The following is a 13817-nucleotide window of genomic DNA, read 5'->3' on the forward strand; positions in this document are numbered from 1 at the left end:
TTAATTAATGTAATATGTTTTGATACAGTATTGGAAGATATGGATGATTTTATCAATATGATTGATGAATGTGTTAAACTACTAGATGAAAATGCGAATATTTTAAACGACATAGATTATTCTCTTCAATCTGAAAAAGAAGATGTTGTGGTAACTGATTTGACCAAAAATGATCTTGTAGATATGGCTCATGAGGTTTCTGATTCTACGAGAATTAAAAAAGCGGAATATGATTTTGTTAGAAGATTGTTGGAAAAAAACTCTGATTGATTATATAATTAATCAGTAAAATATAGCTGTTATAATTGAGGATCTTTCTAATTTTTATCTTCCAACGCCAATATGCTTTTCATTTCCTTGAGGCTGAATTGACCTGGAGCTATTGGTTTACCTAGCGAAACATAAGTGTAAGGACTCCCTAGCTTTGTACACAATATTCTTGACATTCTACCGTAATCTCCCATGGCAAAGGAAACTAGGTTGATTTTCTTTGTATGATTCTTGTATAGTGAAAGAACTCTGATGGTGTCACTTATCGTCTTTGCAGTAGTAACAATTTTGATATTGTTGGAAAACTTGGACATTCTTTGAAGCATTAATCTGAGAGTTTGCTCATTTGGAGTTTTTACAAAGTCATGCCATGATACAAGTATGTTAGTTCCTGTACTTTTGAGATATTTTTGTAATCCTTGATTTTTCCTTAGTGTGTTGTATTCTACGTCTAAAAGGTGTGGTTCAAATTCAGAAATTAACTTTAATATGGAAATTCTTTCTTTTTCAGTACCTTGAAATTTTCCGCCCTCTGTTGTTGGCCTTACTGTGCATATGCAACGATTGAGATGTTTTTTTGAAAGAGTTAAACAAAAAGGAATTTGACTTGGTTTTAAAAAATCTAATCTGATCTCTACATAGTTCGAGTCTGTGAGAGCGCTCTCTATATCTCTGACAATTTTTCTAGGGTTGGATTCTGCAATTGTTACACAGACCTTGGTCGACATTGGGTTTGAGATTTTTTAATTTGTAGAAGTCTTTGGTGCGACAATTTGTTGGCCACAGTATTTCCATCCTTTCAACTCACTACACACATTCGGATTTTTTTGTGCTACATGAAGTGATTGTTTCATCTTTGCCCACACATCTGGAGAACATAGCGTTTCTCCACAAATGTTTTGTCCACCTGGAATTCTATCTGTTTTCTGGGAATGTTTCCAATATACCGTGCTTGGTGTTAATGCATTTACAGCTGGTAATGCGGCTGATGCAAAAACCAATACTACTGTTAATACTATTGCAACCAATCCTACCTTAATTTGTTGGTTAGACATTAGTTGAACTACATTTCACTACTATATTTAGATTAGCATCAAATTCTTCGTAAATTTAATAAAGAATTTTCATTATCTTATCTAAAAATTCATCCAATTCTGCCTGCTTTATTTTGAAAAGTTGATACGAGTATTGATGTTATTTGTGATTGAGATCTGCCTCATGGCTGATGATCTATCATGTGTCTAATAGATCTCTGCTAACGGAAGAAACTTTTATGAAACGATCATTCTAGAAGATATCCATGAGTACAGGCGAACGACACGAATCAAAAGACACCGTCTTTATCGGAAAAAAGCCCATTATGGCATATGTAACATCTGCACTCATCCAGCTAGCTAACAACCCACAAGTCTCAATAAAAGCAAGAGGGCTTAGCATTGGTAGAGCGGTAGACGTTGCACAAATAATTGCGAGAAGGACTGATAATTCCGGAGGATATTCTATAGGACAAATCAAAATAGGATCAGAACAGCTTCAATCATTAGATGGAAGAGCAAGAAATGTGTCCACCATAGAAATAGAGGTAAAGAAAACAGCATGATTGTCTAAAACATGTAATGACATGTTTTAGCTGATTTTCTTTGTTTTAATTTCACATGAAAATGTTTTTTCTATTTTTACAACTGTTAAATATTAAAACGATTGAGGAAAGTAATGTGGAAACCAAATTCTATAATGATTGGCAATTCAAAAGATCTTTCTCAGTTACAAGATAATACGGTTGCATTAACTGTAACATCTCCACCATATCATAATGCGATAAACTACCAAGAACACCAGGATACGGAAAAGTGGTATCGTGGAACTGTTGCGATATCTATTGAAGATTGGATTGCAGAGATGAAAAGTGTTTTTTCTGAAGTTTATCGTGTAACCAAACCTGGAGGATTTTGCTGTATTGTAATAGGAAATGAAATCATTGAAGGAAAAAGTAAACTTCCTCTTCCTGCATTACTTCTTGTAGAGTTGACCAAGAAAGAAATTGGCTGGAGTTTCTTTGAAGAAATAATATGGAACAAAGTCACTGGTGGAAAAAAAAGATTTCGAGTTACAGTTCAGCATCCTTATCCTACATATTATTATCCAAATATCATGCATGAACAAATTATAATTCTGCGAAAAATGCCATTTCATAACTTCAAAGACAAAAAAAGTAAACTGGTCCTTAACGATTTGATGAAAAAAGAAATTGCAAATTCAATCTGGCATATAGCTCCAATGCCTCCAAGCTATAGGAGATTTCATCCAGCGGCATTTCCAGAAGAGATACCTTATCGTCTAATTCAGCTTTATAGTAATATGGGTGACCTTGTACTTGATCCATTTGTTGGGAGCGGTCAAACTACCAAGATGGCTAGATTCCTTCACAGAAAATACATTGGAGTAGATAAATCATCAAAATACGTTAAAATTGCTAAGAAAAGAACCCTGGAACCTCACTCTCTTCGTAAGATGCAACTGGTTCCTAACTGGAAAAAGCCAGAACCATTGTAAATTTTTACGCGAATAATTTTACTAAATAGGAAAGGTTATCTATTGAGAATCGAAAATTCATCTATGGTAACTTCTAACAGCAAATCGTATTTTCGAATTGTTGAAAAAAGTCACAGAAAATATACTGCGGCATTAAAACATGCCCAATCCAGACAATCTATCATGAATTTGTACTGGCGACATAAAAGGGAACATGAATCTCTTTTGAAAAAACATCTTAAAGAAGAGATGGCTGAAATAATTCAGCTTAAAAAGAAATTCGAGTGACACATTTTTTTTATTTTTATAAAATATGATATTTTACTAGCCTAATGATTTATACCACATGTCTGTAACACTCTTGTCTAAACCTTTTCCGTTTGTAGAAATTTTTGACTTGTTCTCTAAATGCTGAGGCGTACCTATATGGGAATCTACTTCTTTTTCATCAATCTCTATAGAACATACATTACAACGAAGATTCAATAGATTATTTTATTATGTCTTAGTATAAGAATTTTACAACTTTTTTAAATTGGTATTGTGTATGAAAAATTATTTTTCTATGATGTATTCGTCATCTACTTCCATGCCAAAATGCCTTCCTGTTGCAGGTTTTGAATATGCGAGAACTGAATCTCCTTTCTTTAGATGTGTGACTGAGATAAGATGGCCATCTGGACGTACAAAACGAATGGTCTCAGCATTTTGTGCAATGATGCCGCCAATTTCATTTCCAATTTGTGCTTTAATCATTAGCATGGGTCTGCTCTCTATTTTAGAACGCCCCACTGTAGCTCTTCTAGCTTTACCATGTGAATCTATGACAAGAACTTCTGAACCAGTTTCTAATTCTGATAGGTAATTTGTTGTTCCATCTGGGGATAAAGTGTAACAATGTACTGCTCCCGCATTTACTCTAAAAGGCCTTGGTGAAGTAAATGATGAACCAACTGACTCATTATGTACAAGAAAGAGGAAATTTGATCTACTGCCAATCAGCATTCCTTCACCTCGTTGTAACATTGAGGCTGTATCAACACAGACACGTTCACCATTTCCTACCTCCTTTATCTCCAAAATTTTGGCAGACTTGAGATCAAAACTCTTTGTTCCAAGATAGACAAGTGTCTCTTTTACCTCGTTTAACGAATTGGTTGAAAATATGACTCCATCCACTCCTATCTCTAAGATAGAAAACATTTTACGGACTTCGTCTGGGGTATTGGCTACTGCAAATACCTTTGTGTGAATCTTGTGTAATTTTGCTATGATGTTCTCAAGGGGGATAATTTTCCAGTCTTTTACCTCTATTATAACAAAATCTAATCCTGCCTTTGCAAGTTGTAGTATTTTTTCTATATCTGCATTTGAAAGAACTTTGAATTTCATTCCAGTCTTTTTACCTCTAAGTTTGGTGATTTTGTCAACTATGACATAATCTGCATTTGTGGACGTATGTATTGTAGAAAGTTTTGTCTTGATTCCTTTAAGGCTGCTAGGATCCATGTTGACAATCTTGATTCCTTCTTTTTCTATCTCTGATACAAATTTAGCAATCTGACCCCTTGAAATTTTTGGGGCTATAATTAATTCTCTGTTCTTACTCAAGATACTTCGCTGCATCCTTTGCTGATTCTTTTCTAAATATTATTGCAGAAAGAGCATGAGTCATCTTACCTGGATCTTTGTGTTCGAAAATATTTCTACCATATGTTACTCCCTTGGCTCCAGCTTCCATAGCTTCTTCAGTCATTTGTAATACATCCTTGTCTGTCTTTGCCTTGGGACCTCCAGCTATTACAATAGGTACTGGAGTGCTCTTGACAATTTTTTTGAATGAATCTACATCTCCTGTATACAATGTCTTTACTATGTCAGCACCACACTCTGCCCCAATTCTTGCAACATGTCCAACTATCTCTGGGTCATGTGGATTCTTGACATTCTCACCTCGTGGATACATCATTGCTAAAAGAGGCATACTCCACTTATGACAGTCGTCTGCAATTCTACCAAGCTGCTCTATCATTTCTGGTTCTTCTTTTCCTCCTATGTTGATGTGAAGTGAAACTCCATCTGCACCTAATCGTAACGCCTCTTCAACAGAGCCTGTCAACATCTTTCTGTTTGGTGACATGGAAAGAGAAGTACTACCTGAAAAATGTACAATGAGTCCAATCTTGGTGGGTTTTGGTAAATTCTTAAAAATTCCTTTATTGATTATAACTGAAGTAAGACCAAAGTGTTGGCAATTGTAAATTAAAGCATAAGGATCCTCAATTCCTTTTAGTGGACCACTTGAAATTCCATGATCCATTGGTATGCAAAGCATTTTGCCATTACGTAGAATGCGATTCATTCGAATCTGGTGGCCAGTTACCATTGGAGTTAATCGTTGATGTGCCCTACTTAAAAATAGCGGGAAAATGTAATGGCTTTCAATTTTGACAACTATAAAAACCGTGATCAAAATAAGAATTCTCCGAATATTTTGAAATTGAACTTTACTGTCAAAAATTTAATATGCTTAAGAGAAGATGAAATACGTCTATTTTTGAATCAAAATCTTTTTTATTTTCAAAGGATTAAATACAATAAAAGGAAAACACAGTCAATTGAGTCAGCTGACAGAACAACTTCATCATTCTGAAATTGGTGATATATTAGAAAATTCTCTTGGTGGTAAAAGACCTGGCATTGAAGAATGTAGGAGACTATTGGATTCTAATGATGTGCATCTTATGGGACTTGTTGCAGGTTACTTGACAAGAAAGAAGTTTGGACGACGATCTTCTTTTGTAAATAATATGATTTTAAATTATACAAATGTGTGTATAACTGATTGTAAGTTTTGCGCATTTTACAGACCTCCAGGTCATGAGGAATCTTATACTGTTACACTTGATCAAATAGAATCAAGAGTAAAAGCCGCTTGGGAAATGTTTGGTATAACTCAAGTGATGTTTCAAGGAGGACACAACCCGTCTCTTAAGATTGAATATTTTGAAGATGCGTTCAAACTGATAAGAAAAAAATTCCCCAAAGTTGGAGTTCACGGCCTGTCTGCATCTGAGATTGATATGATTTCAAAAGTTGAGCACACAAGTACAAAAGAGGTTTTATCCAGACTAAAAGAATCTGGAATGCAATCCATTCCAGGTGCAGGTGCTGAAATTCTAGTTGACGAAGTAAAACAAATTATCAGTCCAAAAAAGATCTCAAGTAATACCTGGCTTAGAATCATGGAAGAAGCTCATGGCCTTGGGATTCCAGCATCTGCTACCATGATGTATGGACATGTTGAAACTAAGGATAACATAGCAGAACACTTTCTAAAAATTGCAAGATTACAGGAAAAGACAAATGGATTCATGGCATTTATTCCATGGAGTTTTGAGCCAAACAACACTTTGATGCAAAAACAAGAAACTGTACAATATCCTGCAGGTGGAACTCAACTTTTGAAGATGATTGCCATATCTAGGATAGTGTATAACGAACTGATTCCTCATATCCAATCTTCTTGGCTTACAAATGGCGTTGCGATGGCACAAATGGCCTTACAATATGGTGCTGATGACTTTGGTGGGACGCTTCTTGGTGAAGAAGTTGTATCCTGTACGGGGGCTCGTTCTACTGAACTTACTGGTGCAAAAATAATTCAAGCTGTAAAACAAATCGGCTATGACGTTGATGAACGCGATAATTTCTATAATGTTGTTAGAACGTATTAAATTCCATAGCTGGCCCATTTGGAATCAACTATCTTCTTTGTAACCTCATCTGATTTTACAAGTTCTTGTATGTCTCTCTGATATCCTTCTTCTTTTGTTTTCTGGGTTGCATCAATTCCAAGTTTTGAGCCCAAGTTTACTAGGGGAGATGCAGGATCAAGTGTATCTGTTGGAGTATTGTTAATTATTGTAGTATCCCTTGCAGCATCGAACCTTGTAGTAATTGCCCAAATTACATCATTCAAGTCATGCACGTTTACATCTTCATCAACTACTACAAAGATCTTGGTTAGCGCAAGCTGACCCATTCCCCAAAGGCCCATCATGACTTTTTTTGCCTGTCCTGGATATCTTTTCTTGATTGAAATTATTGCCATGCCTTGGAACCATCCTGAAGCTGGCATTGAAAAATCTACAACCTCTGGATGGAACATTTTGATGAGTGGTAAAAATGAACGCTCGATTACCTTTCCAATGAACGCATCTTCTAGTATTGGTTTTCCAACTATTGTTGTTAGGTAAATCGGTTTTTGTCTTCGCATGATTCCAGTTAATGTGAATACTGGATATGGTTCAGGTGGTGTATAGTATCCAGTATGATCTCCAAAAGGTCCCTCCATTCTAATATTTGATGGATCAACATATCCTTCCAATACTATCTCTGCATTGGCAGGAACTTCTAGATCAACTGTTTTACATTTTACTGTCTTGATTCCTGTTTTTCTTGTAATCCCAGCAAAGACATACTTGTCAAGTCCTTCTGGCACAGGAGCTACTGCAGAAAATACCGTTGCAGGATCTCCACCAATTATTATTGCAACCTCAATTTTACTTCCCAAATCTTTCTTGATATCATAATGATGTGCACCGCGTTTGTGTTTTTGCCAATGCATAAGTGCATGAGTACCATCGAGAATTTGCATTCTATACACTCCGAGATTTCTCACACCAGTCTCAGGATGACGTGTGGCAATTAACCCAAATGTGATAAACTTACCTGCATCCTTTGGCCATGTTTTAAGAATTGGAATTCTATCAAATGATGGTGCGTCCTCTATGACTTCTGTGACGGGACCATTTTTTTGTAACTTTGGTGCAATGTCTGCCATCTTTGAAAGTTCTGGAAGTTTTCTTAACTTGTCAAAAATTCCAGTCGGCATCTCCATCTTTGTTATGTCCACTATTCTTTGACCTATTTCTGTAAAGTCCGAAGTCTCTAATCCTATCTCAAGTCGCTTCAGAGAACCAAATGCGTTTGCAAGAACTGGCATATCGTGATTTTTGACATTTTCAAAAAGTATAGCTGGACCATTAGAATACATCACTCTGCTTAGAATTTCAGAAATCTCCAGATCTGCATCAACTTGTGTTTTTACTCTTCTAAGTTCTCCTGCTTTTTCTAATTTTTCCACAAACTCCGAAAGATCTTCAATAGGCACGTCTTTACTGGATTTGTATATTGTATAAGCTTAACTAGATTTTTACTCGATGCCCAAAAAAAGTTCTAACAAAAGAACTTTAATTATCCTCTGAAGGGAATGCCATCAAGTTGACCGAACAAAAATGTGCAGTTTGTGGAGGTCAGGGAAAAATTCTCCTTCTTGATACTCAATGCTCATTTTGTAATGGAACTGGCGAATTTTCTAAAACTGCTGACAGCTATATGAAATCTCATATCTGTCAATGTATCTTTCTTGATAGAATAACATGCCCACTTTGTGGAAAAAAATGTCATCATGACACGCCAAATAAACCCAAAGTCTTGATTAGTCCAATTTAGAAGATAGGGGGAAGCTCATTCTTCTTATCGTGTCCTCCAGATCCAAATCTACAGTAAAAACATTGGTCTGATTGCATGTACTTGAGTTGCTCTATCTTGATTGCACCTATTTTGAGTGCAATTTTTGTCAAAATTCTGTATTTTAGTGGCATGGATGGAATGACTTCCTTAAGGTATACGTTGTAATGATCGGGGCAAAACTTGAGTGTGATATTGCTTGGCTCTTTTGATGTCTGACTTACCGTCTTTGCCACGCCTATTTGTTCTCGAATGTACTCATGCTTTGGACATGGACAATTTCTTCCTCCTGGGTGCTTGTATGCTGGAATATTTTTCCAGTCAAAGCCTGGATATTCCTTCTCAAAGTCGTCCAACGCCTAAAATACGGTCCTGCTTCATATAAAACTTCTATGACTAGCCTATCAGATCTGAACTTGATCAAAATGTAAATAAACTGCTATATCTCACAACTACTATATGTCTAAAGAATCGCAACCAAAAAAACCACGTTCTATTAAAAAAGTTACAGAAGGATCTAACACCGCGGAACTAGAAGCAAAAATAGCAGAGCTTGAAGCAAAGCTTTCTAATTTATCATCGCAGGTAAAGTCATCTGAAGCTCCAAAACCAGAGCCAAAACCACAACCAAGACCTGCAGCATCAGGTCCAACTCATGGTACTTTACCAGCAGGATTCAAATCATCTGAAGCTCCAAAACCAGAGCCAAAACCACAACCAAGACCTGCAGCATCAGGTCCAACTCATGGTACACTTCCAGCAGGATTCAAACCAGTAGAAGCACCAAAACCAGAACCAGCGCATGAAGTGTCTAGTGATACAGGATCAGGAGAAGTTGCACCTGCATATGCTAAGCTTAGCTCAACAGGATATACTGGTAACAAGTATTTTGCAACAAGAAAGAGATTATCATATCATCCAATGGACAAACAGTTCACTGGTAGTTCAACTACTACAACAACAGCTCCTCCAGCTCCAGAACCACCAAAACCAAAATCTACAATCCGTACTACACTTCCAGCAGGATTCAAGCCTTAATTCTTAAAGGCATCTAGCACTTCTTGTGCATGACCTGCCGGTTTTACCTTTTCAAAAACCTTCAAGATTTTTCCTTTTTCATCAATTAAAAAAGTTGATCTATTTACTCCCATGTATTCGCGACCCATGAACTGTTTCTTTCCCCAAACGCCAAATTTCTTTGCTACTTCTTTTTCAGTATCTGCAAGCAATATGAAAGGCACTTTCATTTTTTCTCCAAATTTTTTGTGAGATTCTTCGTCATCCGGGCTAATCCCAATTATCTCAATTCCTGCAGTCTTGAATTTCTTGTAATCTTGAGCAAACTCGGCAGCTTCTGTTGTACATCCGGGAGTGAAATCCTTTGGATAAAAGTACACAACATATTTTTTTCCTTTGAGATCTGATTTTTTTACAGTCTTGCCTTCTACATCTTTTAATGCAAAATCTGGAACTGTCTCTCCTTCCGATATCATCTAACAAAAGGATCAAATGATCCCTACTTATTTTTTGCCTGACTGATTCGAATCTTTTATATTGTATATTTAGAGGTCAAAGTGATCAATGGTTAATCCGCGTGCTTGGCTTGCAGAAGCAATAGCCACATACTGTCTTGTCTTCTTTGGACCTGTATCAATTGGACTTGCAGTTGTTGCATTTGGTTCTGGACTCTCAATTCCTGCAATCGTTATGATAGCACTTGCACATGGTGCAGCGATAGGGCTTATGGTTTACACGTTTGGACATATTTCAGGTGCACACATCAATCCTGCTGTTACTATATCGATGTTAGTAACAAAACGAATCAATGTCAAAGATGGCATTGCTTACATAATATTTCAGTTAATTGGAGCAATTGCAGCAGCTGCCTCATACAAGGCAATTCTGCCAGATATTGGAGCAAAGGTTAACTTTGGTACACAGGGTGGACCAAGTGCTCTATTGCATTATAATGCAATATCTGGATTTACAGTTGAAGCTATTCTTACATTCTTTTTGGTAACTGTTATTTTCATGACTGCGGTACACAAAAAAGCAGCAGCAGGAATGTATGGTCTTGCAATTGGTGGGATGATCTTTTTGATACACTTGATAGGTGTTCCATTGACTGGAGCGAGTGTTAATCCTGCAAGAACTTTTGGACCTGCACTCATATCCGGATACTGGGATTATCACTGGATTTACTGGGCAGGACCAATAGTAGGCGCTGTAATTGCAGGACTGGTGATGAATTACATCTTTGTAAAAAAGGCTGAAAAAGAAGTTTCCTAGATTTTTTTATAACTTTTGAAATGTATTATAACAGGCATTTGCTGAATTTTATTTGTGGACCCGTAGCATAGCTTGGATAGTGCGGACGCTTGCGGAGCGTCAGGTCGTGGGTTCGAATCCCCCCGGGCCCGCCATAACTATTTTGTTGAGTCTTACAGGATTCATTACAACTTCTTGTGAAAACTTTGAAAATGGAAAAAGTATAAATTTATTCAAACAAAATTCATACGTGGTAAAACCAAAAATTCTTGCATTTGCAGGAAGTACCCGTATTGATTCATTTAATAAAAAATTAGTCAAAATCGCATCTGCTGGAGCAAGAGATGCAGGTGTAGATGTTACCGTGATTGATCTTCGAGATTTTGCCATGCCGCTTTATGACGGTGATCTAGAACAAAGAGATGGACTTCCTCAAAATACGCATAATCTTAAGGATCTAATGAAGTCACATCAAGGTTTTCTTATTTCATCGCCAGAGTATAACAGCTCTATTACAGGCGTTCTTAAAAATACGATTGATTGGACATCTCGTCAATCTGAAGGCGAGGAATCTTTGGCTTGTTTTAAGGGAAAGGTAGCAGGCATCATGAGTACATCTCCTGGTGGACTGGGAGGTCTTCGTGGATTGGTTCATGTCCGTTCCATTCTTGAAAATATTGGTGTTCTTGTCATTCCTGAGCAGATTGCAATAGCAAAAGCTCATGAAGTTTTTGATACTGATGGTGCATTGAAAGATAAAAAACAAGAAGAGCAAGTGAAAAAGATTGGTGCTAATGTTTCTAAATTGTTGATAAAATTAACTAGTTGATTTGATATAATACTGCATGAACTCTCCAAAAATAAATCCGAACATGATAAAATGCGATGTATCTGATATCTGGAAAGTTCTTGGTAAGGCATGGTCACTTTTGATCTTAAAAAATCTAAGTACAAAAGAAGCTATACGGTTTAATGAGTTGAAAAAGATACTTCCTGAAATAAGTAATACTGTTTTAGCAGATAGGTTACGGGAATTAGAACATGAAAAATTAATTATAAAAAAGATCTATGCTCAAGTGCCATTGAAAGTAGAATATAGTTTGACCAAGGATGCAAAGGATCTGGAAATAGTACTAGAAGAGTTAGAACGATGGATTAAAAAAAGAGAATCTATCACAAAGAACAAAAAATAGTCTGGTTTTTGATGGATTTTTATTGATTGTATTTTTCTGGAAGATCAATCAGTATTAGTTCGGTTGTTTTTTCAGCCTCTATGGAAACTGTGTTGGCATTTTCAATTTTAGCTGCATCTTGCGTTTCCATAATCTTACCATTCATGGATATTTTACCATCAATTACAAACAAGTATGCTTTTCTTCCTGATTCTAAGATATGTTCTACTTTTTTTCCAGAATCTAAACTTGAGAGATAAAACAAGGCATTTTGATGTATTGAAAGTTCAGAACCAGAATTATTTATTGGTCCTATGACTTGAAGTAGCTTGTTTTTTCTGTCTTCTTGAGTGTATTTCTTTTGTTGCCATGATGGGCGGAGTCCTTTCTTATCTGGAAAAACCCACATCTGTAACAATCGTAATGGGTTTGTTTTGGAAGCATTATATTCTGAATGAAAGACTCCAGTTCCTGCTGTCATTCTCTGCATTTCTCCTGCTTCGATTATTCCATCATTTCCTAGATTGTCTCTATGACGTAGTGCGCCATCAATAACATAAGTTACAATTTCCATGTCTCTATGTTGATGAAATTCAAATCCTGTACCTGCTTTTATCGTATCGTCATTGAATACCCTCAATGGACCATAATCGTGCTTTTCTGGATTATAGTATTCTCCAAATGAGAAATGGTGATATGTTGTGAGCCAATCCATCTCATTTTTGTAATGTTCATTTGCTTTGATTAATTCTTGCATGTTATTGTATACGTGAATATTATATTTAAATCTGGTAGTAATTTATTACTTAGTTGTTATTGATGACCTAACTAGGTAAGTGTAAACTAACCTGATATCCATGATTTGTCTTAGATGGGTTTATGAAAATTAGTTCAATACCACAAATGAATGAAACCTTTTCCAAACTATATTTTAGAGTAAATTTCATCTAATTATTTAGGATCTTTGGTGGAAATTAATTAAACTTACTACAACCCCATACCATACTGGCAAAATTGTTATCAAAAATAAGTATGGCTCGAACTGAAGATAGTTCTAGTCTTACAGGATTTGCACTTGCACTTTAATGAGTGAAATAATAACAATTCCATTTCATATGTGGAATTGATTCCATTTCGTGTTGTAGACAATGTAATTGAATGTGTTCTTGTGGTATGTGTGGGATTACGAATAAATGTACAATAGAAATTAAAATTCCTATTCCAACTATTGTTGAAATTATCAGTATTGTAATAACTGATTTTTCCACACAATTATAACGTTAACATTAATGTTAAAGATTCTTTAAATCGTAACCTACATAATTGAATAATTTCTAAAAACTCTAATTGTAGTTTATTGAAGTATCAATTCACGGAGGGCATTTTCTGACTGGGAATTTGAATACCTGGATTTTAGATATGAAACCTTGTCATCTCCTTCCGGAATTGGGTCTGTACATTTTCCACACTTTGGAAGTATCACAACTGCGTCAAACTCAATTTCTCCTATGAACTTGCCACACTTTGAACAATGGATACTCTTGGTATCGTATATGTTCATGTCATATCATACCTTTTTGGACCTTGTTTCAGGGATCTTGCATGTCTTATGGCATCCAAGACTCTTTTTACACATGATAAAAATTCGCCACCATTATCCATTACAAAAATTAACGTGTCTGATTCTTGCGGAACTATAATTATTCTGGTATTCTCCCTCTCTGTTACTGAATATCTGACCTGACCAAGATCATCATCGTAATCTTGGTTCATCTTTTGTTGCAAAGAACACGACATGAAAAACATCTCCTTTTGTTCTTTGGATAAATTAAGGCTGTTTTTGTTGTTACAGTCTACAAGACGACCGTTTTTAGTAATCAAACCGACAAAATCAATTCCATCCCCTAACATACGTTCATCGAAGTGCATGGCTTCGATATTTTGAGACATACTATTTCAACTGGGAGTAATACGTGTCATTTCTTAATAAGGCTGATCATAATTTTCCTACGGTGTAAAATCTGATTGCACAAAAAGTGA

The 13817-nt window shown here is 36.0% G+C and carries 21 protein-coding genes and 1 tRNA gene; 11 read left to right on the forward strand and 11 right to left on the reverse strand.

The window, feature by feature from the left end; all coding sequences use genetic code 11:
- Nucleotides 1–39: 39 nt before the first annotated feature.
- The gene (locus tag C0Q33_RS04600; RefSeq protein ID WP_101477398.1) at nt 40–270 is read left to right on the forward strand and encodes a hypothetical protein; all 231 of its coding nucleotides are present in this window, start codon (nt 40–42) and stop codon (nt 268–270) included.
- A gap of 47 nt (nt 271–317) precedes the next feature.
- On the opposite strand, the gene aroD is transcribed toward C0Q33_RS04600, so the two are convergent.
- Both aroD and C0Q33_RS04610 read right to left on the reverse strand, forming a co-directional pair.
- Nucleotides 318–998: a type I 3-dehydroquinate dehydratase gene (gene aroD, locus C0Q33_RS04605; protein WP_101477399.1), complete on the reverse strand. Its 681-nt coding sequence runs from the start codon at nt 996–998 to the stop codon at nt 318–320.
- A gap of 15 nt (nt 999–1013) precedes the next feature.
- A complete protein-coding gene (locus tag C0Q33_RS04610) occupies nt 1014–1325 on the reverse strand; it encodes a hypothetical protein (RefSeq protein ID WP_101477400.1) in 312 nt (103 codons plus the stop codon).
- Between the two features lie 245 nt (nt 1326–1570).
- Here C0Q33_RS04610 and C0Q33_RS04615 point away from each other — a divergent pair, with 245 nt between their 5' ends.
- The 3 genes from C0Q33_RS04615 (at nt 1571) to C0Q33_RS04625 (ending at nt 3090) form a co-directional block, all read left to right on the forward strand.
- The gene (locus C0Q33_RS04615; protein ID WP_101477401.1) at nt 1571–1870 is read left to right on the forward strand and encodes an AlbA family DNA/RNA-binding protein; all 300 of its coding nucleotides are present in this window, start codon (nt 1571–1573) and stop codon (nt 1868–1870) included.
- Nucleotides 1871–1983: 113 nt separating this feature from the next.
- Nucleotides 1984–2823, forward strand: coding sequence for a DNA-methyltransferase (locus C0Q33_RS04620; RefSeq protein WP_101477402.1), 840 nt, complete (start codon nt 1984–1986; stop codon nt 2821–2823).
- Nucleotides 2824–2865: 42 nt separating this feature from the next.
- Nucleotides 2866–3090, forward strand: coding sequence for a hypothetical protein (locus C0Q33_RS04625; protein WP_245867320.1), 225 nt, complete (start codon nt 2866–2868; stop codon nt 3088–3090).
- A 36-nt stretch (nt 3091–3126) separates the two neighbouring features.
- Here C0Q33_RS04625 and C0Q33_RS09240 read toward each other — a convergent pair whose 3' ends face one another.
- The 3 genes from C0Q33_RS09240 to C0Q33_RS04635 all read right to left on the reverse strand — a co-directional run bounded on the left by C0Q33_RS09240 (nt 3127) and on the right by C0Q33_RS04635 (nt 5188).
- Nucleotides 3127–3288: a hypothetical protein gene (locus C0Q33_RS09240; protein ID WP_165776433.1), complete on the reverse strand. Its 162-nt coding sequence runs from the start codon at nt 3286–3288 to the stop codon at nt 3127–3129.
- Nucleotides 3289–3357: 69 nt separating this feature from the next.
- Nucleotides 3358–4413, reverse strand: coding sequence for a 3-dehydroquinate synthase II (locus tag C0Q33_RS04630; RefSeq protein ID WP_101477404.1), 1056 nt, complete (start codon nt 4411–4413; stop codon nt 3358–3360).
- Complete coding sequence (locus tag C0Q33_RS04635; protein ID WP_101477625.1) at nt 4406–5188, reverse strand: 2-amino-3,7-dideoxy-D-threo-hept-6-ulosonate synthase; 783 nt, start codon at nt 5186–5188, stop codon at nt 4406–4408. Before C0Q33_RS04635 ends, C0Q33_RS04630 begins: the two co-directional genes overlap by 8 nt.
- Nucleotides 5189–5420: 232 nt before the next feature.
- Here C0Q33_RS04635 and mqnC point away from each other — a divergent pair, with 232 nt between their 5' ends.
- Nucleotides 5421–6539, forward strand: coding sequence for a cyclic dehypoxanthinyl futalosine synthase (mqnC, locus tag C0Q33_RS04640; protein ID WP_101477405.1), 1119 nt, complete (start codon nt 5421–5423; stop codon nt 6537–6539).
- Here the strand turns inward: mqnC and C0Q33_RS04645 are convergent.
- Nucleotides 6536–7978 carry a menaquinone biosynthesis decarboxylase gene (locus C0Q33_RS04645; RefSeq protein WP_101477406.1) on the reverse strand — a complete coding sequence of 481 codons (1443 nt, stop codon included), beginning with the start codon at nt 7976–7978 and terminating at the stop codon, nt 6536–6538. The genes mqnC and C0Q33_RS04645 overlap by 4 nt on opposite strands.
- Nucleotides 7979–8088: 110 nt before the next feature.
- Between C0Q33_RS04645 and C0Q33_RS04650 the strand changes: the two genes are divergently transcribed.
- Entirely contained in the window at nt 8089–8319 is a 231-nt protein-coding gene (locus tag C0Q33_RS04650) for a hypothetical protein (RefSeq protein WP_101477407.1), read from the forward strand.
- On the opposite strand, the gene C0Q33_RS04655 is transcribed toward C0Q33_RS04650, so the two are convergent.
- Nucleotides 8316–8693 carry a hypothetical protein gene (locus C0Q33_RS04655; protein WP_101477408.1) on the reverse strand — a complete coding sequence of 126 codons (378 nt, stop codon included), beginning with the start codon at nt 8691–8693 and terminating at the stop codon, nt 8316–8318. The two genes, C0Q33_RS04650 and C0Q33_RS04655, sit on opposite strands and share 4 nt — an antisense overlap.
- Before the next feature lie 103 nt (nt 8694–8796).
- Here C0Q33_RS04655 and C0Q33_RS04660 point away from each other — a divergent pair, with 103 nt between their 5' ends.
- Nucleotides 8797–9375 (forward strand): hypothetical protein, encoded by a 579-nt coding sequence (locus C0Q33_RS04660; RefSeq protein ID WP_101477409.1) that lies wholly within the window; start codon nt 8797–8799, stop codon nt 9373–9375.
- On the opposite strand, the gene bcp is transcribed toward C0Q33_RS04660, so the two are convergent.
- On the reverse strand, nt 9372–9830 hold the full coding sequence (bcp, locus tag C0Q33_RS04665; RefSeq protein ID WP_101477410.1) for a thioredoxin-dependent thiol peroxidase: 459 nt from the start codon (nt 9828–9830) through the stop codon (nt 9372–9374). The genes C0Q33_RS04660 and bcp overlap by 4 nt on opposite strands.
- 88 nt (nt 9831–9918) lie before the next feature.
- On the opposite strand from bcp, the gene C0Q33_RS04670 reads away from it, so the two are divergent.
- The 4 genes from C0Q33_RS04670 (at nt 9919) to C0Q33_RS04685 (ending at nt 11798) form a co-directional block, all read left to right on the forward strand.
- Entirely contained in the window at nt 9919–10626 is a 708-nt protein-coding gene (locus C0Q33_RS04670; RefSeq protein ID WP_101477411.1) for an MIP/aquaporin family protein, read from the forward strand.
- 56 nt (nt 10627–10682) lie between these two features.
- Nucleotides 10683–10760 (forward strand) — tRNA-Arg (locus C0Q33_RS04675).
- A gap of 95 nt (nt 10761–10855) precedes the next feature.
- Nucleotides 10856–11434 (forward strand): NADPH-dependent FMN reductase, encoded by a 579-nt coding sequence (locus tag C0Q33_RS04680; RefSeq protein WP_101477626.1) that lies wholly within the window; start codon nt 10856–10858, stop codon nt 11432–11434.
- 16 nt (nt 11435–11450) lie between these two features.
- The gene (locus tag C0Q33_RS04685; protein WP_101477412.1) at nt 11451–11798 is read left to right on the forward strand and encodes a winged helix-turn-helix transcriptional regulator; all 348 of its coding nucleotides are present in this window, start codon (nt 11451–11453) and stop codon (nt 11796–11798) included.
- A gap of 19 nt (nt 11799–11817) precedes the next feature.
- Here the strand turns inward: C0Q33_RS04685 and C0Q33_RS04690 are convergent, their stop codons facing one another.
- From C0Q33_RS04690 to C0Q33_RS04700, 3 genes are all read right to left on the reverse strand, one after another.
- On the reverse strand, nt 11818–12534 hold the full coding sequence (locus tag C0Q33_RS04690; RefSeq protein WP_101477413.1) for a pirin family protein: 717 nt from the start codon (nt 12532–12534) through the stop codon (nt 11818–11820).
- A 597-nt stretch (nt 12535–13131) separates the two neighbouring features.
- The gene (locus C0Q33_RS04695) at nt 13132–13338 is read right to left on the reverse strand and encodes a hypothetical protein (RefSeq protein ID WP_101477414.1); all 207 of its coding nucleotides are present in this window, start codon (nt 13336–13338) and stop codon (nt 13132–13134) included.
- A complete protein-coding gene (locus tag C0Q33_RS04700) occupies nt 13335–13727 on the reverse strand; it encodes a hypothetical protein (protein WP_133121011.1) in 393 nt (130 codons plus the stop codon). Before C0Q33_RS04700 ends, C0Q33_RS04695 begins: the two co-directional genes overlap by 4 nt.
- Nucleotides 13728–13817 lie beyond the last annotated feature (90 nt).

Origin of the sequence: Candidatus Nitrosotalea bavarica (assembly GCF_900167955.1) — an archaeon.
Lineage (GTDB): Archaea > Thermoproteota > Nitrososphaeria > Nitrososphaerales > Nitrosopumilaceae > Nitrosotalea > Nitrosotalea bavarica.

Coding starts and splice junctions, on each gene's coding strand:
- C0Q33_RS04685 (WP_101477412.1), top strand. CDS start 11,451: ATGAACTCTCCAAAAATAAATCCGAACATGATAAAATGCGATGTATCT.
- C0Q33_RS04690 (WP_101477413.1), bottom strand. CDS start 12,534: ATGCAAGAATTAATCAAAGCAAATGAACATTACAAAAATGAGATGGAT.
- aroD (WP_101477399.1), bottom strand. CDS start 998: ATGTCGACCAAGGTCTGTGTAACAATTGCAGAATCCAACCCTAGAAAA.
- C0Q33_RS04620 (WP_101477402.1), top strand. CDS start 1,984: ATGTGGAAACCAAATTCTATAATGATTGGCAATTCAAAAGATCTTTCT.
- C0Q33_RS04600 (WP_101477398.1), top strand. CDS start 40: ATGGATGATTTTATCAATATGATTGATGAATGTGTTAAACTACTAGAT.
- C0Q33_RS04695 (WP_101477414.1), bottom strand. CDS start 13,338: ATGAACATATACGATACCAAGAGTATCCATTGTTCAAAGTGTGGCAAG.
- C0Q33_RS04635 (WP_101477625.1), bottom strand. CDS start 5,188: ATGGTAACTGGCCACCAGATTCGAATGAATCGCATTCTACGTAATGGC.
- bcp (WP_101477410.1), bottom strand. CDS start 9,830: ATGATATCGGAAGGAGAGACAGTTCCAGATTTTGCATTAAAAGATGTA.
- C0Q33_RS04660 (WP_101477409.1), top strand. CDS start 8,797: ATGTCTAAAGAATCGCAACCAAAAAAACCACGTTCTATTAAAAAAGTT.
- C0Q33_RS04610 (WP_101477400.1), bottom strand. CDS start 1,325: ATGTCTAACCAACAAATTAAGGTAGGATTGGTTGCAATAGTATTAACA.
- C0Q33_RS04615 (WP_101477401.1), top strand. CDS start 1,571: ATGAGTACAGGCGAACGACACGAATCAAAAGACACCGTCTTTATCGGA.
- C0Q33_RS04700 (WP_133121011.1), bottom strand. CDS start 13,727: ATGTCTCAAAATATCGAAGCCATGCACTTCGATGAACGTATGTTAGGG.
- C0Q33_RS04670 (WP_101477411.1), top strand. CDS start 9,919: ATGGTTAATCCGCGTGCTTGGCTTGCAGAAGCAATAGCCACATACTGT.